Source organism: Streptomyces sp. S465, from assembly GCF_026898115.1.
Taxonomy (GTDB): Bacteria; Actinomycetota; Actinomycetes; order Streptomycetales; family Streptomycetaceae; genus Streptomyces; species Streptomyces luomodiensis.
In genome coordinates this window covers 134,231-156,997 of the sequence record NZ_CP114036.1, presented here as the reverse complement: position 1 = coordinate 156,997, position 22,767 = coordinate 134,231, and the positions used below count along the sequence as shown (strand labels likewise).

Annotated in this window: 22 protein-coding genes; 6 read left to right on the top strand and 16 right to left on the bottom strand. The window is 70.5% G+C overall.

What is annotated here, in order from left to right; all coding sequences use genetic code 11:
- Positions 1–347: 347 nt before the first annotated feature.
- Together N6H00_RS00780 and N6H00_RS00775 are read right to left on the bottom strand one after the other, a co-directional pair.
- Positions 348–1,334 (bottom strand): SMP-30/gluconolactonase/LRE family protein, encoded by a 987-nt coding sequence (locus tag N6H00_RS00780; protein ID WP_268969524.1) that lies wholly within the window; start codon positions 1,332–1,334, stop codon positions 348–350.
- Positions 1,335–1,410: 76 nt separating this feature from the next.
- Positions 1,411–2,268, bottom strand: a complete 858-nt coding sequence (locus N6H00_RS00775) for an SDR family oxidoreductase (RefSeq protein WP_268969523.1) — start codon at positions 2,266–2,268, stop codon at positions 1,411–1,413.
- Between the two features lie 119 nt (positions 2,269–2,387).
- On the opposite strand from N6H00_RS00775, the gene N6H00_RS00770 reads away from it, so the two are divergent.
- Entirely contained in the window at positions 2,388–2,819 is a 432-nt protein-coding gene (locus tag N6H00_RS00770) for a winged helix-turn-helix transcriptional regulator (protein ID WP_443072889.1), read from the top strand.
- A gap of 631 nt (positions 2,820–3,450) precedes the next feature.
- Here the strand turns inward: N6H00_RS00770 and N6H00_RS00765 are convergent.
- The 5 genes from N6H00_RS00765 to N6H00_RS00745 form a co-directional block, all read right to left on the bottom strand.
- Complete coding sequence (locus tag N6H00_RS00765; protein ID WP_268969522.1) at positions 3,451–3,795, bottom strand: hypothetical protein; 345 nt, start codon at positions 3,793–3,795, stop codon at positions 3,451–3,453.
- Positions 3,796–4,680: 885 nt separating this feature from the next.
- On the bottom strand, positions 4,681–5,283 hold the full coding sequence (locus tag N6H00_RS00760) for an ALF repeat-containing protein (protein WP_268969521.1): 603 nt from the start codon (positions 5,281–5,283) through the stop codon (positions 4,681–4,683).
- Between the two features lie 224 nt (positions 5,284–5,507).
- Positions 5,508–6,389 carry an alpha/beta fold hydrolase gene (locus N6H00_RS00755; RefSeq protein ID WP_268976817.1) on the bottom strand — a complete coding sequence of 294 codons (882 nt, stop codon included), beginning with the start codon at positions 6,387–6,389 and terminating at the stop codon, positions 5,508–5,510.
- A 79-nt stretch (positions 6,390–6,468) separates the two neighbouring features.
- A complete protein-coding gene (locus N6H00_RS00750; protein WP_268969520.1) occupies positions 6,469–7,047 on the bottom strand; it encodes a TetR/AcrR family transcriptional regulator in 579 nt (192 codons plus the stop codon).
- Between the two features lie 434 nt (positions 7,048–7,481).
- Complete coding sequence (locus tag N6H00_RS00745) at positions 7,482–7,904, bottom strand: MerR family transcriptional regulator (RefSeq protein ID WP_268969519.1); 423 nt, start codon at positions 7,902–7,904, stop codon at positions 7,482–7,484.
- A 78-nt stretch (positions 7,905–7,982) separates the two neighbouring features.
- On the opposite strand from N6H00_RS00745, the gene N6H00_RS00740 reads away from it, so the two are divergent.
- Together N6H00_RS00740 and N6H00_RS00735 are read left to right on the top strand one after the other, a co-directional pair.
- Positions 7,983–8,822 carry an SDR family oxidoreductase gene (locus tag N6H00_RS00740; RefSeq protein ID WP_268969518.1) on the top strand — a complete coding sequence of 280 codons (840 nt, stop codon included), beginning with the start codon at positions 7,983–7,985 and terminating at the stop codon, positions 8,820–8,822.
- A gap of 490 nt (positions 8,823–9,312) precedes the next feature.
- The gene (locus N6H00_RS00735) at positions 9,313–9,993 is read left to right on the top strand and encodes an acyl carrier protein (RefSeq protein WP_268969517.1); all 681 of its coding nucleotides are present in this window, start codon (positions 9,313–9,315) and stop codon (positions 9,991–9,993) included.
- A 489-nt stretch (positions 9,994–10,482) separates the two neighbouring features.
- On the opposite strand, the gene N6H00_RS00730 is transcribed toward N6H00_RS00735, so the two are convergent.
- From N6H00_RS00730 to N6H00_RS00720, 3 genes are all read right to left on the bottom strand, one after another.
- On the bottom strand, positions 10,483–11,103 hold the full coding sequence (locus tag N6H00_RS00730; RefSeq protein WP_268969516.1) for an L-threonylcarbamoyladenylate synthase: 621 nt from the start codon (positions 11,101–11,103) through the stop codon (positions 10,483–10,485).
- A gap of 201 nt (positions 11,104–11,304) precedes the next feature.
- Positions 11,305–11,532, bottom strand: coding sequence for a hypothetical protein (locus N6H00_RS00725; RefSeq protein ID WP_268969515.1), 228 nt, complete (start codon positions 11,530–11,532; stop codon positions 11,305–11,307).
- A 14-nt stretch (positions 11,533–11,546) separates the two neighbouring features.
- A complete protein-coding gene (locus N6H00_RS00720) occupies positions 11,547–12,026 on the bottom strand; it encodes a MarR family winged helix-turn-helix transcriptional regulator (protein ID WP_268969514.1) in 480 nt (159 codons plus the stop codon).
- 88 nt (positions 12,027–12,114) lie between these two features.
- On the opposite strand from N6H00_RS00720, the gene N6H00_RS00715 reads away from it, so the two are divergent.
- Complete coding sequence (locus N6H00_RS00715) at positions 12,115–13,002, top strand: alpha/beta fold hydrolase (protein WP_268969513.1); 888 nt, start codon at positions 12,115–12,117, stop codon at positions 13,000–13,002.
- Positions 13,003–13,502: 500 nt separating this feature from the next.
- A complete protein-coding gene (locus N6H00_RS00710; protein WP_268969512.1) occupies positions 13,503–14,150 on the top strand; it encodes a class I SAM-dependent DNA methyltransferase in 648 nt (215 codons plus the stop codon).
- A gap of 187 nt (positions 14,151–14,337) precedes the next feature.
- Here N6H00_RS00710 and N6H00_RS00705 read toward each other — a convergent pair whose 3' ends face one another.
- Positions 14,338–14,949: an NAD(P)-dependent oxidoreductase gene (locus N6H00_RS00705; protein ID WP_268969511.1), complete on the bottom strand. Its 612-nt coding sequence runs from the start codon at positions 14,947–14,949 to the stop codon at positions 14,338–14,340.
- 136 nt (positions 14,950–15,085) lie between these two features.
- On the opposite strand from N6H00_RS00705, the gene N6H00_RS00700 reads away from it, so the two are divergent.
- Positions 15,086–15,751: a TetR/AcrR family transcriptional regulator gene (locus N6H00_RS00700; RefSeq protein WP_268969510.1), complete on the top strand. Its 666-nt coding sequence runs from the start codon at positions 15,086–15,088 to the stop codon at positions 15,749–15,751.
- A 150-nt stretch (positions 15,752–15,901) separates the two neighbouring features.
- On the opposite strand, the gene N6H00_RS00695 is transcribed toward N6H00_RS00700, so the two are convergent.
- From N6H00_RS00695 to N6H00_RS00675, 5 genes are read right to left on the bottom strand one after another with little or no spacing between them, the layout of a single operon-like run.
- Positions 15,902–16,864 (bottom strand): amidohydrolase family protein, encoded by a 963-nt coding sequence (locus N6H00_RS00695; RefSeq protein ID WP_268969509.1) that lies wholly within the window; start codon positions 16,862–16,864, stop codon positions 15,902–15,904.
- Between the two features lie 56 nt (positions 16,865–16,920).
- A complete protein-coding gene (locus N6H00_RS00690) occupies positions 16,921–18,921 on the bottom strand; it encodes an acetoacetate--CoA ligase (protein WP_268969508.1) in 2,001 nt (666 codons plus the stop codon).
- Complete coding sequence (locus tag N6H00_RS00685; protein ID WP_268969507.1) at positions 18,918–19,760, bottom strand: SMP-30/gluconolactonase/LRE family protein; 843 nt, start codon at positions 19,758–19,760, stop codon at positions 18,918–18,920. The genes N6H00_RS00690 and N6H00_RS00685 overlap by 4 nt, the downstream gene beginning before the upstream one ends.
- On the bottom strand, positions 19,757–21,244 hold the full coding sequence (locus N6H00_RS00680) for a bifunctional 3-(3-hydroxy-phenyl)propionate/3-hydroxycinnamic acid hydroxylase (protein ID WP_268969506.1): 1,488 nt from the start codon (positions 21,242–21,244) through the stop codon (positions 19,757–19,759). The genes N6H00_RS00685 and N6H00_RS00680 overlap by 4 nt, the downstream gene beginning before the upstream one ends.
- 11 nt (positions 21,245–21,255) lie before the next feature.
- The gene (locus tag N6H00_RS00675) at positions 21,256–22,464 is read right to left on the bottom strand and encodes an MFS transporter (RefSeq protein WP_268969505.1); all 1,209 of its coding nucleotides are present in this window, start codon (positions 22,462–22,464) and stop codon (positions 21,256–21,258) included.
- Positions 22,465–22,767: the final 303 nt, after the last annotated feature.

Here is a 22,767-nt window from a genome sequence, read left to right as displayed (position 1 = left end):
ATGGCTGGAATCCAGCGCCCCCATCAAGCCAATCGGATCTTACTGTCGGCGCTTGTGCAGCGTAAAGAGCGACCTTGCGTCCGCCCTCCGTACAGATACCCACATCAGGGATGTGACCTGCACCGTGGGCCCGCGGATCGGCAGATGTAGACCGCACCGACCGTTTTCTCCGGCAGGCATCACAACGCAACAGTCAGCTGGCTGGAATTCAGCCCCTTGATGAAGCGAACATGACCGTGCGTCGACGGCCCTGGGCCGCAAACCGCCGCTGTGATTCCAGGATTCGCCAGTCCTGGCCGGGAAACGGTTGCGGGGCAGATCCGCTTCGAGAGGTTCTGACCGCGGGGTCAGCGCAGCGGCAGGCTTTCGAGGGTGAACACCGGGCTGGTCTGCGGATCGCCGTAGAGGAAGGTGTCCATCTGGGAGTTGGTCACCAGCAGCCGGTCCCGGCTCACGGCGACGCCGGTGACGGTGTCGGCTCCGGGGTAGGTGCGTTCGGAGATGACGGTGGCCCGGGTGTTGTCGCCGGACAGCCGCAGGGTGTCGACCTCGTTGTCCACGGAACGGGCGACGTACAGGGTGTCCCCCCGCCGTGCTATCCCGTCGGCGCTGGTCAGCGCCGGCGCTGCGATCTTGGTGATCTCGCCGGTGGCGAGGGTGAGCCGGTAGAGCGCGCCGCTGTACCAGTAGCCGATGATCAGCGACTTGCCGTCGGGGGAGGTGACGATGCCGTTGCCGTTGGACTGGCCGGCCACGTAGTCCGGCAGGTGGTAGGCCACCTCCAGGGTCCGCTGGGCGCCGGTGGCAGGGGCGTTCACCTCGGCGGCCGGTATCCGGTAGACCACGGCGCGCAGGGAGTCGGTGATGTAGACGTCCCCGTCGGGGGTGACGGCCGCGTCGTTGAGGAGGGTCGGCTCGCCCGTATCGGGGACGGTGTAGGAGGAAACGAGCCCTCCGGCGGTGGTGTAGACGAAGAAGCGCCCGGTGAAGGCGCCGGCGACCAGCAGCCGGTCGCCGGTGGTCTTGACCCCGGTGGCCTGGGTACGGCCGTCCTGGCCGCCGGGCAGGAAGGGGTCGAGCGTCTTCGCCCCGGGGCGCCCGCGGTAGACGGTGCCGTCGGCGATGCTGGCGGTGTAGACGTAGTGGCGGTCGGCCGCGACGCTCTCGGGGAAGGCCTGGCTGCCGCCCACCGTGATCGTGTGGCCGCTGTCCTCGCGGTCATGGACCGGCGCGGCGGCGGCGGGGAGCGTAAGGGCTGCCAGGGCGGCGGACGCCGCGGTGAGGGTGAGGAGCGGGCGGGGCCATGTGGCGCGTGCGGTGGTACGGGTGGACATCGTGAAGGACCTTTCCCCGGGTGAGCGGGAGGGATGTGAGTGAATCGGGAAGGTGAACCGGCGCCTCGTCGGCCTGTCAGCGCAGTGCGTCGGCGATCGCGTCGGCCAGGGGCGTCGTCGGGTGGCCGATCAGGCGCCGCAGGTCACCGGAAGCGGTGAACAGCTCCCCACGGCTCATGCCGAGGTCCGCGTCGGCGAGGACGTGCGCCAGCTCGGCGGGCAGGCCGGCGCCGGTCAGCGCGTGGGCGAACTCGTCGGCCGGGAGGTGGGTGTAGGTGATCTGCCGCCCGGTGGCAGCCGAGATCGCCGTGGCAAGCCCGGCCAGGGTGAACGCCTCGTCGCCGCCCAGCTCGTACACCTTTCCGGCATGACCTTCGGTGGTCAGCACGACCGCCGCGGCCTCGGCGTAGTCGGCACGGGCCGCGGCGCTGATCCGCCCCTGGCCGGCGGCCCCGGCCACGGAGCCGCTCTTCAGCACCAGCGGCAGCTGGCCGGTGTAGTTCTCCAGGTACCAGCTGTTGCGCAGCAGCACGCTGGGCACTGCGCGCCCCCGCAGGTATTCCTCGGTGGCGCGATGGGTGGCGGCGAGGATCGTGGTGGCCGTGTCCGCGTGCGCCATGCTCGTGTACGCCACCAGCGACACGCCTGCCGCCACCGCGGCGTCGATGGCCCGGCGGTGATTGGCGACCCGCTCGTCCACGGTCGTGGTCGAGATCAGCAGCAGCTTGTCCGCGCCCTCGAAGGCCGCCGCGAGGCTGTCCGGGTCCGCGAAGTCGGCCCGGCGCACCACGACACCGCGGTCGGCGAACTCCTTGAGCCGGGCGACGTCCCGGCTGGTCGCGACGATGTCCGGGGCCGGCACCCCGCGCTCCAGCAGCGCTTCGACGGTGAGCCTGCCCAGCTGTCCGGAGGCTCCGGTGACAACGATCGACATGGGGACGCTCCCTTCCTGCCGCGGACCTCCCGCGGCACGAACCCCAGGATGACCTGGTCACTCTCTTCTGGTAAGGAACCACTTGAAGGTAAGGTGGCAACCCGGAAGAAAGTATCGAGGTGAGCAGTGTGACGACCGCCGAGAATGTGACCGAGCCCATACCGTCATGGGACCCGTACGCGCGTGGCTGTCCCTCGCGTGACCTCCTCGACCAGATCGGCAGCAAATGGGCGGTTCTCGTACTGGGCGAACTCGGCAGGCACGGGGCGTGCCGGTTCACCCAACTGCGCCAGCGGCTCGCGGGAGTGAGCGAGAAGATGCTCACCCAGACGCTGCGCACCCTCGAACGCGACGGACTGGTCCTGCGGACCGTCTACCCCGAGGTGCCGGCCCGCGTGGAGTACGAGTTGACCCCGCTCGGCCAGACGTTGCGAGGTCCCCTGAGGGCGCTCACGCAGTGGTCGGTGCGGCACATCGAAGAAGTCCTCGCCGCCCGTGAGGAGTACGACGGCCGCGCCGAAAAGGGTCAGGGTGTTTCTGACGGCTCCTGAACGGTGTCGCGGAGCCGGATGACGATCGCGGCGATGGTCGCCTTGACGCCCCGACGGCAGAGGTGGGCGCGGTTGTCGCGGCTGGAGTTGTCGCCGCGCGCCCGGTCCGGGCGCGCGGCGTGGGCGACCGGGTCCGCGGCGCCGGACGTGCAGAACCCGCAGCACTGGGATGAGCACGGGACTGTCGCCCCGCCGGCCCGCGTGGTCTGCCAAGTCAGCGGGCGGGCCCGGCCGTCGGCCGGCAGATGGGGTGGCATCGTCAGCCGGTGCCGGTCGGAGACGGTCTGCTGGTGCCGGGGGTCATGGAAGTGTCGGGCAGGGTGGGCCCGGCTTTCCTTGTCCTGGTCGTTCCTGTGGCGTTCGTGTTCACCGTCTGCCGGGCGGGCTGGGCGGCGAGGCTGTCGCGCAGCCGGGTCAGGCGGGCGATTTCGGCGTCGATGACGGTGAGGCGGCGGTTGACGACGTCCAGGGCCGGGTCGACGACGGGAGCACCTCCCCCGTCGAAGCGCGGAGTTGCTCGCCGCCCACCAGGTCGAGGACGACGTCGAGTCCGCCCGGCGCGGCCCCAGCCAGTTGCCGGCGAGCGGCACCTTTCCCGGGACGAGGACGGCGTCGTAACCCAACTCCTGCGTCAGCCGGGCGGCCTTGTGCGGCGAGCGGGTGGTGCGATAACCCGGCCCGCACCCAGCAGCCGGGCAATCTGCCCGGCGAGTGAGCCGATGCCGCCGGTCGCACCGGTGACCAGGACGGTGTCGCCGTCGCGTACGGCGGCGAGCCGGGTGAGCGCGCCGTAGGCGGGGCTGCTGGGCGCAAGGTGTGCGGTGGCATCGGGGAAGCGCGGGTCGACGGGGACGCAGTCGGTCTCGGCGACGGCGGCGTACTCGCGCCAGCCGTAGGGGTGGACGACCGCGTCGCCGGGCCGGAACCGTCCGCCGTCCGGGGCGGCGGCCACCTCGCCGACGGCCGCACCGAACACGGTGTCGCCGGGCCGGATCGACGGGAACGAGGACGTCGTCTCGCGGCCGCTGAGAAGGTGCGCAACCCCGACATGACGGTGAAGTGGCGGTTACGTATGAGGAGTTCTTTGGGGCCGGGTTCGGGCAGCGGTGTGCGGGTGACGGTGAAGTCGTCCGGTCGGGGAAGGCCGTCGGGCACAGCGGCGAGGCGGACCTCGCGGGCGGTGCGGGGGAGGGGGCGGGCGTGCGCGGTGGTCATGGCGAGGCTCCGTTCGGTCCGGCCGGGACGGTGTGTGAAGCGTCGTCGGCACCAGCAGGGCGGTGACGCTAACCCCTGACCCGCGCGTCAGGGTCAGGTCCGACGGCGGGGGCCGGGTCCGGCGGCGTGCCGAGGCCCTCCTGCGCGTCTGGATCGACGGCATCTTCGACCCCAACGACACCGACGACCCCAACGACATCGCTCAACGCCAAGCCCTCGAAAACCTTGCCGCCGCCGGCATGATCGACGGCGACGGCGACCGGGGCACGAGCCATACCGCCAGGCTCGGGCGATCCGCTCATGGCCGCATCCCGAGCCGGACCGGGAGTGTCGGGGGCCGGGCGCTGGCGCCTGTGGGCGAGGCCACTGCCCGGTCGATGACCGCTGGCATCCCGGACTCGGCGATCCCCCAAGTAGGAAGGCAACAACCCCGGCAAGATCGATCTCACCGGGATTGCCCGTACCTCAACTACTCACGCCCGTGATGGCCCAGTCCGCCGAGAGGGTCCATGTCCCGCTGCAAGCGTGACAACGTCGGACAGCGGACCGGCGGACCGGACGTCCACGCGGTCTGTGGTGGCGGCCGCCACCGAGCCATTGACCGGATTACCACGGGCCGCGTCGGGTGGCAGGGCCCTCGCTTGGCCTAGCCGTCCACCTCGTACTGCCCCACCTCACGGAAGTAGCGCAGGGTCTCTGGGGAGCCGTCGTCGAGGGCCGCGTTGACGGCGGCGCGCAGGGCATCGCTGATGTTCGGGTCCGCGAGCATGCGAACGATGTAGACGGCGTCGTCCTCGGCCTGGGCCAGCCGATAGCCCGTCTCCAGCCAGGCGCGCATCTCCTCCGGAGAGTTGCCGTCGAGGAGCTTGTTGGCCTCCTCGATGACCCGCTTGTCGTTGTTCTGTGTTGCGACGTACAGGATGTGGGTGATGGCGACCCGGTCGTCCTCGGCCTGGGCCAGCCGATAGCCCGTCTTCAAGAAGGTCCGCATGTCGTCCACGGTGCCGTTGAGGGCCTCATTGGCCTCTCTGATGACCCCCTTGCCGCTGTCCTCGTCGGCCAGGATGGCGGCGATCGCGGCACGCAGTTCGTCCTCCGACATCTCGTCCACCGGGGTGCCGGAGGTGGCCGCCACGGCAGTGGTGGTGGCCGAGGCGGCCGAATCGCTGGCAAACGCCGGGGCGGTGAAGAGGAGGGCTGGTGTCAGGGCGGTGGCCACGACGAGCAGAGCGGCACGCGTCGGTCTCATAAAGGTAAGCCTTCCGTGAAGGGACTTCAGATGAGCTGATGATCACCCATGCGTGCCAAAACCGCATCAGAAATCCGGTAATTCGAAAAAGCGCACCTGTACGTGCCTGCCCGGTGCGGTAGCCGGTCGCAGCAGCGACTTCTGACCGCGCAGATTCGATCTGCATGCCGACGGTGACCGGTTCCGTCCGCCGGGGCCTTCCGGCCCCGGCGGACGGACGTCGGCTACCGGTGCGCTGCCAGGAACGGCAGGACGACGTCGGCCATCTCGTCGGGTACTTCCTCCGCGAGGTCGTGGCCCGCGTCGAAGACGTGTCCGGTGACGTGGTGGGCCACGAGCCGTGCCTGGGACTCGTTGCGTTCGCCGATGAAGGCGGAGCCGCCGAGCGCCAGGACCGGGATGTCCAGCTTCTGCTGTGCGGCCTGCCGGTTCTGTCCGGCGTCGGTGAGCATCGCCCGGTAGACGGCGAGCATCGCGCGGATGCCGCCGGGCATGGAGTAGCAGCGCACATACTCCTCGATCGCGTCGGGGGTGGCGGTGTCGGGGTGGCTGCGCTCGTTCTTGATCATGTAGGTGATCAGTTCGCGTTCGTGCCCGGCGATCAGCATCTCGGGAACGTCGGGCTGGAAGTAGAAGCCCAGGTGCCACAGGTGCATGCCACTGGAGACGTTCTCGGGGGTGAGGGCCGTGTGGTCCTCGAAGCCGAAGCCGGGGAACAGGGCCTCGGCGAAGACCAGGGCGGTGGCGTGGTCGCGGTGGCGGGCGGCGAGCTGGTAGCCGATCACCGCTCCCCAGTCCTCGCCGATCACGGCGTAGGTCTCGTGTCCGAGGCGGGCCATCAGCTCGGCGATGTCGTCGCTCATCGTCGCGGAGTCGTAGCCGTCCGCGGGGCGGGCGGAGTCGCCGAGACCGCGCAGGTCGGGGACGACGACGGTGTAGTGGGGCGTCAGCTTCGGGACGAGGTGGCGCCAGTGGTAGCCGGTCTTGGGCACGCCGTGCAGCAGCACCACGGCGGGGCCGGACCCGGCCGTCCGGTAGTGCAGACTCGTCCCGTTGACGGCGGCACGGCCGGTGCGCAGGGGCGTTGTGGTGTGGTCGTACATCATCACGTGGGTGCTTCCTTTTCTTTATCGAGCGTTACAGATTCGGGGCATGAGAAACGGCCGGCCGAGGCCGCGGGACCGCTCAGTCGAGAGCGGACAGCGCGACCTCCACGAGGGGTTCGAGAGCGGGTGCGTCCGGTGTGATCTTCGAGGAGACCAGCAGCCCGTTGAGGAAGGTGACCAGGAACGCGGCGACCGTGTGCGGGTCGTGCCGGGTCGCGATCTCGCCCCGCTCCATCGCGACCCGCAGCACCTCGGTCAACGCCTCCCGGCTCGCGTCCTGCATGTCGCGCACGATGCGCCGGGTCGCCGCGTCCCGAGGCAGCCGCTCGCAGACGGCGTTGACGGCCAGACAGCCCTGGCCGCCGCTGCTGACGGCGATGCGGATCCGCCCCGTCAGCAGCGCACGGATCGCCGCGCGGGCGTCCGCCCCCTCCTCCAGACTGCGCAGGGCGGCCGCCGCGAGGGTGGTGCGGTAGTGCTCCAGCGCGGCCCGGTACAGGCCATCCTTGTCGCCGAACGCGGCGTACAGGGACCCCTGCCCGATCCCCAGGTGCTGGGTCAGATCGCGCACCGAGGTCGCCTCGTAGCCGCGCGTCCAGAACAGTTCCATGGCGCGGCTCACCACCGCCTCGGTATCGAACTCCCGGGTCCTTGCCATGACCCCACCGTAACCTAACTGGATCGCTCGTTCAAGAAAGAGGCGCCGACCTGATCACGCGCTGACTCGCGGGCTGGTCTCACACCTACTCGTCGGTGTCCGGGTCGCGCAGCGGGAGCAGGTCACGTGCGGGTTTCTGGGAGATGCGGCAGTACGCGCCGCTCAGGGAGTGAGGCGTCATCCCGGAGAAACGGGGCCAGGCCGCCAACCGGGCCCGGCGCGGAAGGGCCGCGAAACGGGGCCGCCCGCAGGCTCAGGCGAGGGCGGCGACGAGCAGGGTGAAGGCGGCGACGATGACTCGCGCCCACATGGCCCGGGTGACCGGCGGTCGCGCCCGCGTCCCGGACGCCGGCGCCACGGCCCGTATCGTCCAGCAGGTCGGCGGCTCGGCTCGGCACCGCCGGTACCGCGCCGGCTTGACGGACGTTGAAGCCTCAGGCGCACCCCGGGCCGTCGCGCCACAGGCCGTCCGCCGTGCCCGTGTTGAGGTGCTGGGCGTAGATCTCGACCTTGTGGTGGATGACGCCGAGGGCCTCCTGGAGGTCTGCCACCTGCTGCCGCACCCTCGCCTCGTGTCGACGCAGGATCTCGAACCGCTCGGCCTCGTTGCCGGGGCCCTCCAGGACCAGCTGGGCGTAGCGGCGGATCTCGGGCAACGGCATCCCCGACGAACGCAGCTTCGTGCACACCTTCAGCCAGTTCACCTCTTCCTCGGTGAACACCCGCCGCCCCGCGGCGTTGCGCCGTACCGGTACGGCGAGCAGTCCCTCCTGCTCATAGAAGCGCAGGGTGGGCGCGGTCAGGCCGGTCAGTGCGCTGACCTCGCCGATGCTCAGGGTGATCTCCGCAGCCGTCATGTCCCCACTGTAGGCCGCTTGACCTCAAGTCGGCTTGAACTCATAGCGTCGGTGACGACATCGACGAAAGGCACGGCAATGCCCACCACTTGGTTCATTACGGGTACCTCTTCCGGCTTCGGGCGCCTGCTCACCGAGCACCTGCTGGCACGCGGCGACCGGGTCGCCGCGACCTTGCGCCGGCCCGAGGCGCTGCAAGCTCTGCGCGACCGGTACGGCGACCGCCTCTGGCTCGCCCGGCTCGACGTCACCGACACCGCGCAGGTGCACCGGGTCGTGACCGACGCCTTCAAGGCGCTCGGCACGATCGACGTGGTCGTCAACAACGCCGGATACGGCGTCTTCGCCTCCGTCGAGGAGGCATCCGACGAGCAGATCCGCCAGGTCATCGACACCAATCTGCTCGGCTCGATCCACGTCATCCGCGCCGCGCTGCCCCATCTGCGCGCCCAGGGGCACGGACGCATCCTCCAGGTCTCGACCGCCGGAGGCCAGACCACCTATCCGAACTTCGGCTACTACCACGCCTCGAAGTGGGGAATCGAGGGCTTCTGCGACACGGTGGCCCGCGAGATCGCCCCGTTCGGCATCGGTCTGACCATCGTCGAACCCGGTGCGACGCCGACCGGATTCGGCGGCTCCCTCGCCACCGCGCCGGTCATGCCGGAGTACGAGGACACCCCGGCGGGCGAGGTACGGCGCGCGCTCGCCGACGGCGCCTTCCCGCTCCCCAACGACCCGCGGAAGATAGCGGAGGCGATGATCGACCTCGTCGACAGCGGCGCGGTGCCGCTGCGGCTCCCTCTCGGACCCGACACCTACAAGGACGTACGTGCGTCCCTCGTCGCCCGGCTCGCCGAACACGATGCGCATCGAGACGTCGCGCTCTCGGTCGCGGTGCGGGAAGAGTCCGCGTAGGGGCTCCTCGTGTCCTGCGCCGGGAATTCGATCAAGATATGCGGCGCGGCGTTGCGAGCTCTGTCGGTCAGGAGGCAGAAACCATCGCTCGACCTGGTTGACGACGACACCTCAGTCCACGCGGCAGCCGTGGGGAGAGGCAGCAGCGCAATGCGGGGTGGCCTTCGGTCGACCTCCAGGTGAACCCGCAACCCGGACAAACCCGTCTCCTGCCACAGCCGCGTAACAGCGATCGCACAGGGGACAACTCCCGCCCCGCCCCGCCGGTCGAAGCTGGTGCGTCGCACATCTGCGCCGCGGCGGAACCGGTGCCGCCCGGCGCGACTCCTCCAGTGCCCATCGAAGTTGGAGTTGACCCGTGCCCAGGAAGTCCCTGCCGACGCGGCTTGCCGCCACCGCCGCGCTCCTGCTCACCGCAGGCGCCTTGTCCGCGCCCGCTGCCTCAGCGAAGTCTTCGGACGCCTCTCCCGGCGACGCCTACACGCTGACCGTGAGCACCAACCCGACCAGCACCGACTACGACAACCGCAACGTCGACGTCACCGGCACCGTCACCAAGGCCGACGGCACCCCGGCGCCCAACATCCCCGTCACCGTCCAGGAGGTCGTTCGCTTCACCACCTGGAATCCGTGGGGCGACCCGATCGACCCCACCTCCTACGAGCCGCGCGACCTGGGCACGCCGGTCACCGACGCCAACGGGAAGTTCACCGTCCCCGACGTCGACATCGACCACGTGACCGGCAGCAGCCTGCTCAACGTCCAGCACGGGGTGCAGATCACGGCCTTCTACGACGAGGACGGCGACCTCAACACCCCGCAGGACGGCTACTACGCGGACACCACCGTGGCCGCCAACGCCAAGTCCAGCTCCGTCAGTTACCGGGTCAACAAGAACAAGGTGAAGGCGGGCGACATCCTCACCGTCCAGGGCAAGGTCACCCTCCCCAAAGGGGTCGAGCCCGGAGGCACGGAGGTCTTCCTCCAGACCTACTGGGAGCAGGAGTACCACGTGAAGACCACCGCCGAGGACGACGGCTTCTTCGTGCTGTCCGTGCGCGTCTCGCGCGAGGACGACACGTTCGAGCTGCGTACGGCTCCGACGGACCTGTACGTGGCGGGCGCGGACCAGCCGCTCCCGATCACCAACACCTCGCTCCCTCGCACGTAGCCCTCCGGACGGGGGGAGTTCGGGCCCGAGGTGGCCGTAGCCCCGGCGGAGGAAGGGGGCCCGTGCGCCCCGGCGACGGGTCACCCTCGCGCCAGCGGGGGCGCCCCTTGTCCTGGTGCGCGGCCTGCGGGGCTGCGGGGCCGCTCGGTCAGGGCGGAGGCGAGTTGGGCGGATGCGCATCCTGGGCGCGGGAGGCGCATCCGGCCTGCGACCGGTCCATGCGCGGTTCATCTGGCTGGACAGCGGAGGCCGCGGTTGGTGTCGGTGAAGAGCTGCTCGATGCTTTGGCGCGCTCGTTGGAGGTCTGGGCGGCTCGGTGCGAGTCCGGTCCTCGGCCGCATCAGGTCGTCTCGCTGCTGATGGTGAGGAAGCCGGTGGCCGGCCCCCAGCAGGTGCGCACACCGGGCCGGTGAGTGCCGAACTGCGCCTCCCTGGCCCGCCACGGCGCCTGCGCTTACCTCCGGACACGTGGTGATGCCGTCGGCGCGGCTATTCGAACCGTGCTGTGTCGCCTGCTCCTCGGCGTACGATCTCTGCTTCGCCGCCGGAGAAGTCGATGACCGTGGTGGGCTCGGTTCCGCACTCACCTGAGTCGACCACGACATCAACCACGTGGTCGAGCTGTTCCTTGATCTCCCAGCCCTGCGTCATCGGCTCGTCCTCGCCGGGGAGGAGCAGGGTGCTGGAAAGGAGTGGCTCACCGAGGTCAGCGAGCAAGGCCTGGGTGATGACATGGTCCGGAATGCGGACTCCGACTGTCTTTTTCTTCGGGTGCAGGAGCCGGCGCGGCACCTCCTTCGTGGCGGGAAGGATGAAGGTGTAGCTGCCGGGCGTCGCTGCTTTGACCGCACGGAACACGTCTTTGTCGATGTGCACGAACTGACCCAGCTGCGCGAAGTCCTGGCACACCAGAGTGAAGTGGTGCCGCTCGTCAAGATTACGGATCGACCGGATCCGGTCCATGCCATCACGATTGCCCAGCTGGCACCCGAGCGCGAAGCAGGAGTCCGTCGGATAGGCGACGAGCGCGCCGGAGCGGATCCTGTCCGTCACATTGCCGATGATGCGCTGCTGAGGGTTATCGGGGTGCACGTCGAAATACTTCGCCATCTATCGAGCTTACGTGATCAGGGCGGGACTGCTCAGGCGGTCCGGACCGCCGACGGGTACATCGGTGCACAGGCGGTGGCGCGAAGAGTCCTTGCAGGCTCCCCTGAGCGGTGGACACGCTGGACGGATCAGCCGAGCCAGTGCACCAGGCGTGCCGGAGACGGACGCGGCCTGGCGTCGCCTGGTGGTCGGTAACGGCCATCACCGGCCCCGCACGGTGACCACCGCCGTAAGTCCGTCGAGGTCGCGGCCCTGCCCGCCCAGGCTCGCCGGCGCGCAATCACCGGAGCCTACCTCGTCGCCCTCGTCCGCGCCGGCGCGAGGTTCGGCAGCGGGGTCCTGGTCGAGCGTGAGGAGACCGCGGCCTGCGTTGTCGACCGTGCCGGAAGCGGACATCGCTCGACGCCGGTCCAGATGCGGGCCGGCCATGCGGACGGTGCTTTCTAGGCCGGCTCGCCGAGGTCGCGCGCCATCCAGCCGGGTGTGTCGAAGCGGATGGCCGAAGTGCCGACCAGCGCTGAAAGGTGCGCCTCCAGGCTCTCGAGCTCGGCGGCGCCGATCTGCCGCTCCCATCGGTCGCGCAACTCGTCGAAGACCGCTTCACCTTGGCGCAGTACGTCGAAACCCAGGTCGGTGACCTGGATGCGCTTACGGCGGGCGTCGAGGGGATCCGTGTCGCGGGTCACGTATCCGCGCTCCTGTAGCACCGCGATCGTCTTCGCCGCCGCCTGCTTGGAGACCGACATGCGGCGGCCGAGCTCCGAGGCGTTGTCGGCGCCCGCGGCAATGGCGCGCATGGCGAAGTCGTGGACGGGGCGCACATCCTCGTAGCCGCGCCGGGCCAGCTCGTCGACCGCGGCGTCCACCAGTGAGCGGAAGCCTTCCAGCAGAAGCAGTGCGAGATCGGCGCCGGAGCGAGACATGGCAGGAGGGTACGGCAACCGGCTGGACATCGACAACCAGGTTGCCTACTGTTCCGACAACCAGGTTGTCGAACTGAGGAGCGTAGCGATGAGCACCACACCAGCCGGGGCCACGCTTGAGGGAATCACCCACCACCACGTCGAGGTCAACGGGACCACGCTGCACTACGTGGCGGCGGGAACCAGTGGAACCCCGATCCTGCTGGTCCACGGATTCCCCGAGACATGGTGGGCTTTCCGCAAACTCATCCCGCTGCTCGCAGAGCACCACCGCGTCTTCGCCGTCGATCTGCGCGGCTTCGGCGACTCCGACAACGCACCGGGCGCGTACGACAGCACCACCTCGGCCGAAGACCTGCACCGTCTGATCGAACACCTCGACATCGGCCCGGTCCACCTCACCGGACAGGACATCAGCGGGGCGAGCGTCTTCCGCCTCGCGGCCAACCACCCGCAGGACGTGCTCAGCCTCACCGCGATCGAGATGGGGCTGCCCGGGTTCGGCCTGGAGGCGCTGGCCGACATCACCCACGGCGGCACCTGGCACATCGGCGTTCTCGCCGCGCCCGGCATCCCCGAGTTGCTGCTGGCCGGCCGCGAGCGCGAATTCCTGGGACAGTTCGCCTTCCCGGCCATGAGCGCGACCCCGGGAGCGATCACTGACGCCGACATCGACGAGTTCGCCCGCGCCTACGCGCGGCCCGATGGCTGGCGCGGAGCGATCGGCCTCTACCAGTCGATGCTGCGCGAGGGCTCCGAGATCAAAGCCCTGGCCGACACTCCGGGTTTGATCGTGCCCGTACTCGCGGTCGGCGCCGGCGGAGGCTCCTTCACCCTCGCCACCATGACCAACGCCGCGGCGAGCCAGGTCAGCTCGGTGACCCTCGACGGCGTCGGCCACTACGCCGCCATGGAGGCTCCAGCCGAACTGGCGAAGGCCATCCTGGACTTCACCGGACGCATCGACACAGCCTGACCGTCCGACGCCCTGCTGCCCCGCGGGTCCCGCAGGCTTCTGCCGGTCTCGGCCCGGTCGGCCCTGACCCCACCTCCCAGCGCAAGGAACGCGCCCGCATCCGCAGCGAGGAAGCCCTCCGCTGAGGCGGACGCCCCCTCGCAGCCGCAGCCTGACCAACCCGGCAAACCGATGCAGTCGCAGTACTAGCCCTGCGTTGTGCCCCGACCAGGAGGAGGCAGGAATGCCCCTCGCCGTCCAGGACCGATTCAGGGGAAAGTCCTTGGCGTAGGCGAGAACGGGTGGGATTCCGGGCGACCCGGTGATCTCGGTGACGATCGTCTCGAAGAGCTCGCGAGCGAGCCAGGAGACGAGCTCATCGCCGGGGATCTCGGGCGTCGTGGAATCGAACTCCCACACCAGGGTCTGGGCCCGAGCCGCCGCGACCGGGGTGGGCTGAGCCGAGGCCGGGCTGCCGCTGCCGTGGTGCGCAGGCGCCCTCCACTCGCTACGGTCTCCGGGTGACCGAACTTCAGACCTTGCGTGCCACCCGTGAGTCCTACGACGCCATCGCACACACCTACGCCCAGCTGTTCAACGACTCCTTGCGCGACCGTCCCCTGGAGCGCGCCCTGCTGAGCGCCTTCGCGGAGCTGGTGCGGACGGACGGCGACGGCGAGGTCGCAGACCTCGGCTGCGGGCCGGGGTACGTCACAGCTCACTTGCACGGGCTGGGCCTGAACGCCTTCGGTGTCGACGCCTCCCCGGTGATGGTCGAGCTCGCTCGCGAGGCGAACCCCGGACTGCGGTTCGAGGTCGGCTCGATGGCCGCGCTGGACATCGAGGACGGCGCGCTGGGCGGGGTGCTCTCGCGGTGGTCCGTCATCCACACCCCGCCGCAGGACGTTCCCGCCGTCCTGGCCGAGATCGCCCGGGTCCTGGCTCCCGGCGGGCACCTGTTGATCGGCTTCCCCGCCACCGACGGCCCCCACCACGAGACGCAGGCCTACGACCATGCGGTGACAACGGCCTACCGCTGGTGCCCCGACCGTCTCGCCGCGCTCCTGCGTGACCACGGATTGGCTGAGGCGGCCCGTACGGTGATCGAGCCGAAGCCCACCGACCAGCGGCAGTTCCAAGAGGTCCAGCTCCTCGCCCGCAAGGCGTAGACCTCGGTCCGGAGGTCGCCGTCGCTCCTCGACCGCGACGACCCTCATGCCCGCCGCCCGACGAGCCCGCCGTCGACCGACAGCGCGATCCCGGTGACGTAGGACGCGGCGTCCGTGCAGAGCAAGGTCCCGGCCAGGTTGACGCGGACCACGCGCTCGAACTCGTGCCTCCCCGCCGGCCCGGCGGTCAGCTGAGGGGTACGACGATGCCGTTGCCGTGCTTGCCCGTCTCCGCCTCGTCCAGCAGCAGCGCGGCCAGCGTGGTGCGGGAGATCCTGGGCGGCAGCAGCGGTCGCCGCAGCTCCGCCAGCGGCACGATGCGGCGGGTGGGGCTGAGGGGGCCGTCCGTTACGTCTGGGGCGTGGAACACCGTGGCGCCGGCGTTCAGGGCGATGTCGTCGGCCTCGGCCTTCTCGGCCAGTTCCGAGCCGACGAACATCCGCATCACCCCTGCGTAGATCAGTCCGCCGGACCGGCTCGACACGCCCGAGCCCAGTGCTCCGAGCCACACCGTGCGGACGTTCGCCGCGGCGAGCCTCCTGGCCCCGGCGGCCAGCGCGCCTGGGCCGTCGCCCTTGCCGATGCCGATGGCCGAGACGGCCACGTCGACGTCGGTCAGGTCGGGGAAGCTCTGCGGGGCGGTGACGTCGGCCTGCCGGATCTCGACCTGCCGCGGCGCGGGCACGGTGACCTTGGCCGGTGTGCGGACCAGGGCCACGATCTCGTGTCCGCGCTCCAGCGCCTGGCCGACGAGCGTGCCGCCGGTGCGGCCCGAGGCTCCGAGTACTGCGATGCGCATGATCATCGTTCCTTAACTGAACAACCGTTGGTGACTTGAGTAAACAACTGTTGGTTAGCAATGTCAAAGGGCGAGCGACCTGTAGGGTGAACATCTGTCGCTGAGCCATTCACACTGGTCGGAAGGGGGGACGAAGGTGTCGCCTCAGGAGCGGTCCGCTCCCCGTCGCCGTAATCCGCGCGGGCAGGGACAGGTGCTCAAGGCCCAGCTCGTGGACGCCGCGGCCAAGCTGCTGGCCACCCTCGACCAACCGGAGACGCTGACGCTCCGGCAGGTCGCGCGTGAGGTCGGAGTGGCGCCGGCCAGCATCTACAGCCACTTCCCCGACCTGAGCGCACTGATCCAGCACGTGCTGCGGCTGCGCTATGAGGAACTGGCCCGGCTGATGGACGAGGCCGCGCAGCCCACCGCGAGCCCACTGGCCGACCTCGTCGCCCGGTGCGCGGCCTACGTGCGCTGGGGAGTCGACCAGCCCGGCCACTACCGCACCCTCTTCGGCGGCCGGATGCCTGCCGACCTCGTCCCCGGGGCGGCCCACGGTGCCGGAGCCGAGCTGCTCGGCGCCGTCGTCGCCTCCCTGGCGGCCGCGGCCACCGGGGAGCGGAAGCGGTCCGCGGCGGATCAGCGGTGGCAGGCCGGACTCATGCTCTGGACCGCCCTGCACGGTCTGGTCAGTCTCTACAACGACCACGGCGCCATCGCCTGGCCGCCCTTGGACGACCTGATCACCGATCTGATCAGTGTGCACACCGGCCGGCCGGCGGCCGAGATCGCGGCCCTGCTGACCCAGTGCCAGGAGTGATGCGAGCCTGCCGGTCTTCGAGGCGCGCAGGGCTGCGGCATGGGCCTGCCCAGCCGGTTTCCGCCCCTGAGGGCGGACCTGGCGCCGCACCGGTGACCGGAGGGGCGGCCATACGTCCCACCCGGCCCTGGCGCGACCGTTTCGCGCTGGTCAGATGCCCAGCACGCGCCGGGCATTGAGATGGGCGATCTTCTCCTTCACCTCGGGCGGAAGGTCGCACTTCTCGATCGAGGCCACCGCTTCGGCGGTGGACTCGTACGGGTAGTCGATCGCGAACATGACCGCGTCGGCCCCGATGGTCAGCACGGCGGCCTGCACGGCCTCCGGGGCCAGTACCCCGCTCGTGGTGATCAGGATGTTGCTCCCGAAATACTGCGACGGCATCCGCTCAAGCGGCGCGTCGACCTGGAGCGAGCGGTAGCGCGAGTCGAAGCGGGAGCGCTGGAACGGCAGGAACTCGCCGAGGTGCCCGAGGATCAGGGTCGCACCGGGGTGCCGGTCGAACACTCCGCCATGGATCAGCCGCATGGCGTGGCCGCCGGTTTCGGCCTGCCAACTCCAGCTGGCCCCGTACATCTCGGGCCGCCCGCGCATCACGTACCAGTCGTCCTGGGGCAGTGAGCCGGGGTGGAGGTACAACGGCACACGCAGCTCCTCCAGTGCGCTCCACAGCTCCCCGTACGCCCGGTCGTCCAGGTACCGGCCCTGGGTGTGGTCGTTGACCAGCGCTCCCCTGAAGCCGAGCTGCTGGACGCAGCGTTCGAGCTCGGTCACGGCGGCGGCGGGGTCCTGTAGGGGCAGGGCGGCGAACCCCATGAAGCGGGTCGGGTGGCGGGCGATGGTCCGGGCCAGGTGGTCGTTGGCGAACCGGGCGTTGTCGACGGCGGCGCCGGCGTCGGTGTCGGCCTGGATGCCGGGAACGCTCAGCGACAGGACCTGGATGTCGATGCCGTGCGCGTCCATCTCGGGAAGACGGTGCTCCTCGAAGTCGCACAGGCGGCGCCGGCAGTCCTTGGCGTACTGGTCGCTGACCCGGATCTTCTGGGGCGTCGAGGGCTGGCGCGCGAACAGCTCCGGGATGATGAACGCTTCTTCCAGCGCGATGTAGGTCATGGCAGGGCTCCTTCGTCAGGTGTCCTTGTGTGTGGTGTGGGGGCGGCGCCGCGCGGTCAGCCGTTCGGTGACCGGGGCGCAACGGAGCCGGGGGCAGCGGGGCCGTTGCGCATGCGGTGGGCGGCGCCGGTACGGGCGTACCAGTCGATGAGCTCGGGTCGGTCGACGCTGCCGGGGTCGGCCACGGTGTGCGGGGGGTCTCCGCGCAGCAGACGTTTCACCGGGACTTCGAGTTTCTTGCCGGTGCGGGTGTGCGGTATGCCGGGGGCCTGGATGATCTCGTCGGGGACGTGGCGGGGGGAAGCGCCGTGGCGTATCGCGTCGCGGATCTTCTCACGCAGTACGTCATCGAGGTCGGTGCCGTCGGTGGTGGTGACGAACAGCGGCATCCAGTAGCCGCCGCCATCCTGCTCGACCCCGACGACGAGGGCTTCCGCGATCTCCTGGAGCCGCTCCACCGGGCCGTAGATGTCGCCGCTTCCCATGCGTACGCCGTGGCGGTTCAGCGTCGCGTCGGACCGGCCGTGCATGATCACCGAGCCGTGGCCGGTGATGGTGATCCAGTCACCGTGGCGCCATACCCCGGGGTAGACGTCGAAGTAGGCGCCGCGGTAGCGCGAGCCGTCCGGATCGTCCCAGAAGTACAGCGGCATCGACGGCATCGGCCGGAGCACCACCAGCTCTCCCACCTCGCCCCGCACCGGCTTGCCGTGCGGGCCGAACGCTTCCACGGCCACGCCCAGGCAGGGGGCGGACAGCTCACCGGCCCGGACCGGTGTGGTGGGTGCGGCGCCGAGGAACGCGGTGACCACGTCGGTGCCGCCGCTGGTGCACACCACCTGCGTCCGGGGCCCGAGCTCGCCGGCGACCCAGTGCTGGAGGTCGGCGGGGAACGCCGAGCCGGTGACCCCCAGACGCTCGAGCGAGGCCGGGTGGTGGTCGGCGAGCCGCACACCGGCCGTGCGGCAGGCCGCCAGGTAGCCGGGGCTGGTGCCCAGGACGTTCACTTCCAGGCGGGCCGCGAGCCGCCAGAGCGCGTCGGTGGCGGGATACGTCGGGCTGCCCTCGTAACAGACGGCCGTGGCGCCCAGCAGCAGGCCGGCCACCAGGACGTTCCACATCATCCAGCTCGGTGTGGTGTGCCACAGCAAGCGGTCCCCGGCGCGCAGGCCCAGGTGCAGGCCCAGGTTCTTGAGCTGCTCGAGCACGACTCCGCCGTGCCCGTGCACGATGCCCTTCGGCTGTCCCGTCGTGCCCGAGGAGAACACGACCCACAGCGGATGGTCGAACGGGACGGGTACGGGGGCCAGTTCGGCCTCGTGCTCGGTGAGCGCGGACCACGGGAGGGCATCGGGCACCGCCGGTGTCCCGTCTCCCACCACGATGGTCGCCGTGAGGGTCGGCAGTGCGTCGCGCAGGGCCTGTACATCGGCGCGGCGGTCGATGTGCTTTCCGCCGTGGCGGCAGCCGGTCGCGGCGATCAGCACGGTCGGCCGGAGCTGTGCGAACCGCGCCTCGGCCGCGGCGGCGGTGTAGTCCTGCCCGCACACCGCCCAGGTCGCGCCCAGGCCGGCGGTGGCGAGGAAGGCCACGATGGCCTGCGCGCCGTTGGGCAGGTATCCCACCACCCGGTCACCCCTGCGCACCCCGAGTTCGGTGAGCGCCTGTGCGAGTGAGGCGACGTCATGGCGCAGTTCATCCCAGGTGATGGCCACCGGGCCGGTGTCCTCGGTCACCGTGATGACGGCGGTGTCGGTGCCGGTCCGGTCGCGGAAGACTTCGGCCGTGTAGTTCAGCGTGCTGCCGGGAAACCACACGCTTCCCGGCAGTGACTCGGCCGCCAGCGCGGGTCCCGCCGGGCGCTCGGGCAGGCGGAAGTAGTCCCACACCGTGGCCCAGAAGCCGTTCACGTCGTCGACCGACCACGCCCACAGCGCGTGGTAGTCACCGCTCAGGTCCGATCCGGCGCGCCGCGCGGCGAACCGCGCGAAGTCGGTGATCCGGGCGCGCTCGACGGCCTGTGGCGTCGGGGTCCAGTCCGGCCGCTGTGTGCTCACCCGGCGTTCCCCGCCTTCGTGGTCTCCAGCAGCGCGACCGTCGTGCGCACCGCCTTCGCGGCCATGGCCTCGCCCAGCGGGAGGCCCTGGGTGTCGGCGAGGGTGACGAACAGCCGGTTCCCGCCGTCGCCGCAGCACGCGATCGGCAGCAGCCTCCCGGTGTCCACCGAGGTGACCAGCTCTCTCTCCCGGACCAGGGCGAGGGTGTGCCCGGTCGTGGTGGCCACCCATACGCCGTCCCGTGTCGCCCAGATCCCGTCCGGCCGGGCATCACCACCGACCAGGTGGGCGAGGTCGGCGTAGGTGCGCCGGTTGGTCAGCGCCCCGTCGTCCGCGACGGTGAAGGCGGTCAGCCGTTGCCGGGTGGTCTCGGCGACGAGCAGGGTGCGGCCGTCGTCGACGAAGGCCAGGCCGTTGGGGAACTCGACGTCTTCGGCGGCCACGCCTGCCGATCCGTCCGGGGCGACGCGCACCAGCCGGCCCGGCCTCGGCGGCTCACCGGCGTGCGCGGCGAAGCCGACATCGTCCACGTAGAGGTTGCCGTGCGGGTCGCCGACCATGTCGCCGAGCGGACCGGTGGCCACCGCGCTCAGGTCCGCGTAGGGGGCGAACCGCTCACCGGTCCACACACCGATGCGCCGCTCATGCATCATGGCGCCGACCAGCCGCCCGTCCGGCAGGAACCACAGGCCGTTGGGGACCGCCTCCAGCGGGATGCCCCGCCAGGGACCGTCGTGGTCGGTCCACAGCTTCCCGCCCTGCGTATCGGACAGCCACAGCGCACCGCGCTGCCAGCGGGGACCTTCCCCCCACCTCATCCCGGCCGCGTACGTCTTCACGCGCTCACCTCCTGCGTCAGTACCGTCCGCGCCAGGTTCCTGGTGGCCTGCTCCAGTTCCGCCGTGTCGGCGGCCAGCGCGAAGGTGTAGCGGTCCGGACGGATGATCGCCGCGGCCGCCGCGCGGGCGGTCAGCCAGCGGTCGACGGCCGGTCCGGTCTCCGGGACGACCACCACGCCGAGCCGATGCCACATCTGCCGCACCTCCTCGGACACGGCGGAGGTCAGGGCCCGGTTGCCGACGACGGTGAAGCCGTATCCGCTCACATCGTCCAGCCGCTCCCCGTTCACACCGCGCGGCTGCGGGCTCAGCTGTCCGGCGGCACCGCCGGGCTGGGCGGCCAGGCCCGGTCCCAGCGGCGGCCGGAACCTCTTGACCGTCTGCGTTCCGTTCGGCTCGGGAACCGCGCCCGTACCGAGCGCTTCGATCAGATTGGACTGCCGGGCGGATTCCTCGATGTAGGGGCGCACGTGCGGGGCGCGCTCACTTTCGTAGGTATCGAGCAGCGCTGAGGGGCTCTCGCCCTTCACGACGGCGGCGAGCTTCCACGCCAGGTTCGCGGCGTCGCGCAGCCCGGAGCACATGCCCTGGCCGAGCATGGGAGGCATCTGGTGGGCGGCGTCGCCGGCGAGCAGCAGGTGGCCGGACCGCCAGCCGTGCACGAGCCGGGCGTGCCACTGGTAGGTGTCGGTGCGCATGATCCGGTAGCTGCCCGGTTCCAGCCAGCGGCCCAGCAGGTCGTACACCGACCGCGGTTGTTCCAGCTGTGCGGCGTCGTCCTCGTCGAGCAGCATGAACTCGAAGCGGAGCATCGGCGGGAAGATCGGCAGGTAGGTCACCGGCCGCTTCCCCCGGCACAGGATGAACCCGCTGTCCGCTGGGAGCTGTGCGGGGCGTTCGAAGGGGTGGACGTCGATGATGAGGGAGCGCTGAGTGCCGTGGAGGTCCTCGACCTCGGCGTTCATCGCCTGCCGGACGAAGGAGTTGGCGCCGTCCGAGCCGACGGCGTAGCCGGCCGTGAGAGTGGTTTCGGCTCCGGTCGACCGGTCGAGCAGCGTCAGCCGCACCGCTGTGTCCGTCTGCTCGATCGCGCTGACCGTCCAGCCGAACCAGAGGTCCACGTTCGCGTCGGACGCGAGCAGGCCCCGCAGCCGGGACTCGAAGTCCGGCTGGTGGAACTGGTAGTCGGTGCGCCAGCCCTGGTCCGACTCCTCCTCGGACAGCATCTGCTGGAGGAAGGGCTGTCCGTCCTCCCGGTGCAGTGTCCAGGCGGTCTGGCGCAGGAACCGTTGTTCCATGTCCTGCGCGCCGAGGGTCTGCAGAAGGCGCATGATCTCGTCGTCGAGATGGGTGGCGCGCGGATGATGGCAGACGAGCCGGTTGGGATCGATGGCGGCGACCCGCAGGCCCTTCATCGCCAGCAGCCGTGCGAGGGTCAGCCCCACCGGGCCGCAGCCGACGACGGCGACGTCGTAGGTGTCCATGATGTGCTCTCTCAATGTGTGTGTCCGGCCGTCGGCTCCTTGGCGCGCGGCGAAGGAGCGGAACGGCCCTGATGCGGGAGTGCTCGTCCGCCGGCGGCCAGGGTGAGGGCCGCGCCGAGGACGGCGGGGACGGCGAAGGAGACGAAGTTCCACCGGGGCTGGAGCCCGGCCGCGAGGACCCAGCCGCCGAGCGTCGGGCCGGCGATGGCGCCGAGGCGGCCCACTCCGAGCGCGACGCCCACCGCGCCGGCCCTCATGGTCACCGGGTAGGAACGCGAGATGTACACGTTGATCAGTCCCTGGACCCCGACCGCGCCGCAGCCGCCGATGACCACGATGGCGTAGAGCACCGGCAGCGGAAGCCGGGCGCTCATGGCGATGATCGCAGCGGCTCCGAGGAGGAAACAGGCCGTGATCGGCCCGCGTGATCCGGCCCGGTCGGCCAGCAGCGCCATGGCGAGCCCGCCGACGGTGGCGCCGAGGTTCAGCAGCACGAGGAAGGTCTGTGAGTCCTGCAACGGATAGTCCGCGGTCTGCATCAGCTGCGGCAGCCAGGTGTTCACGCCGAAGATGAGCAGGAACGACAGGGCCGCCATGGCGCAGAACATCACGGTGGTGCCGAGGTAGGGCGGCTTGAGCACGAGCCACCCACCGCGGCTGTCAGGGACCGTGGCCGACGCGCTGACCGCCCGGTGGTACTCCGCGGACTCGGGCAGCCAGGCGAAGGCCAGGGGCAGCAGAAGCAGACCGGCGATGCCGCCGACCAGGTACTCCAGATGAAAGCTGCGCCCGGTCAGCGCGGTGTTGGCGACAAGGGCCGCGAACGAACCGCCGACGGCGGTCCCGCACTGCACGATTCCCGAGAACAGGTTCTTCCGCCGGGCCGGGGCGAGTTCGAAGATCAGTGGGCCCATCGCCGGATAGATCGCACCGACACCGAGCCCGACGACGAATCGGCCCGCGCCGAACAGCGGCGGAATCGGGGCCACGGCGCAGGCGAACATCCCGGCGCTGACCACCCCGATACTGATCAGCGTCGTGCGGCGCCGGCCGAACCGGTCGGTGAACTGGCCGACCAGCAAGGAGCCGACGAGCATGCCGATGGGGGTGAGGCTGCCGAGCAGGCCGACGAAGGCGACGGAGAGGTGCCAGGGACGGTAGTCCAGCAGCAGGGGTGTCGTCGCGCCGAAGGCGACAAGGTCGAAACCCTCCAGTGTCATCACGGCCAGGCCGACGGCCAGCGCGGTGCCTGCCGGCGACGAAGCCCCCGGGGACGATCGGCCGCCCCGGCGGGCGAACGCTGGTGTGCTCAATGTTCCGACTCCGATCTTGGCGCTCTCCCCCGTCGCGGCCAGTGACCGCGGCGCTGCGGGGGAGGGCGGAGGTACCTCTGTGCGGTGTGCCGACGGCGCATCGGCTGGGGGAGGGGCGGTGCGGGCCTCATCCGGGTGGAGCGGGCAGGGCGGCCGTGTCCGGTGCGGCGGGGCCGTGTGCCTCGCCGCGCTGCACGGTGTCGGGCACTC

Coding starts and splice junctions, on each gene's coding strand:
- N6H00_RS00780 (WP_268969524.1), bottom strand. CDS start 1,334: ATGTCCACCCGTACCACCGCACGCGCCACATGGCCCCGCCCGCTCCTC.
- N6H00_RS00745 (WP_268969519.1), bottom strand. CDS start 7,904: ATGACGGCTGCGGAGATCACCCTGAGCATCGGCGAGGTCAGCGCACTG.
- N6H00_RS00755 (WP_268976817.1), bottom strand. CDS start 6,389: ATGATGTACGACCACACCACAACGCCCCTGCGCACCGGCCGTGCCGCC.
- N6H00_RS00720 (WP_268969514.1), bottom strand. CDS start 12,026: ATGTCTCGCTCCGGCGCCGATCTCGCACTGCTTCTGCTGGAAGGCTTC.
- N6H00_RS00695 (WP_268969509.1), bottom strand. CDS start 16,864: ATGACCTACATCGCGCTGGAAGAAGCGTTCATCATCCCGGAGCTGTTC.
- N6H00_RS00775 (WP_268969523.1), bottom strand. CDS start 2,268: ATGTCGATCGTTGTCACCGGAGCCTCCGGACAGCTGGGCAGGCTCACC.
- N6H00_RS00725 (WP_268969515.1), bottom strand. CDS start 11,532: ATGGCCGGCCCGCATCTGGACCGGCGTCGAGCGATGTCCGCTTCCGGC.
- N6H00_RS00675 (WP_268969505.1), bottom strand. CDS start 22,464: ATGACACTGGAGGGTTTCGACCTTGTCGCCTTCGGCGCGACGACACCC.
- N6H00_RS00705 (WP_268969511.1), bottom strand. CDS start 14,949: ATGCGCATCGCAGTACTCGGAGCCTCGGGCCGCACCGGCGGCACGCTC.
- N6H00_RS00750 (WP_268969520.1), bottom strand. CDS start 7,047: ATGGCAAGGACCCGGGAGTTCGATACCGAGGCGGTGGTGAGCCGCGCC.
- N6H00_RS00730 (WP_268969516.1), bottom strand. CDS start 11,103: ATGGCGAAGTATTTCGACGTGCACCCCGATAACCCTCAGCAGCGCATC.
- N6H00_RS00715 (WP_268969513.1), top strand. CDS start 12,115: ATGAGCACCACACCAGCCGGGGCCACGCTTGAGGGAATCACCCACCAC.
- N6H00_RS00740 (WP_268969518.1), top strand. CDS start 7,983: ATGCCCACCACTTGGTTCATTACGGGTACCTCTTCCGGCTTCGGGCGC.
- N6H00_RS00680 (WP_268969506.1), bottom strand. CDS start 21,244: ATGGACACCTACGACGTCGCCGTCGTCGGCTGCGGCCCGGTGGGGCTG.
- N6H00_RS00760 (WP_268969521.1), bottom strand. CDS start 5,283: ATGAGACCGACGCGTGCCGCTCTGCTCGTCGTGGCCACCGCCCTGACA.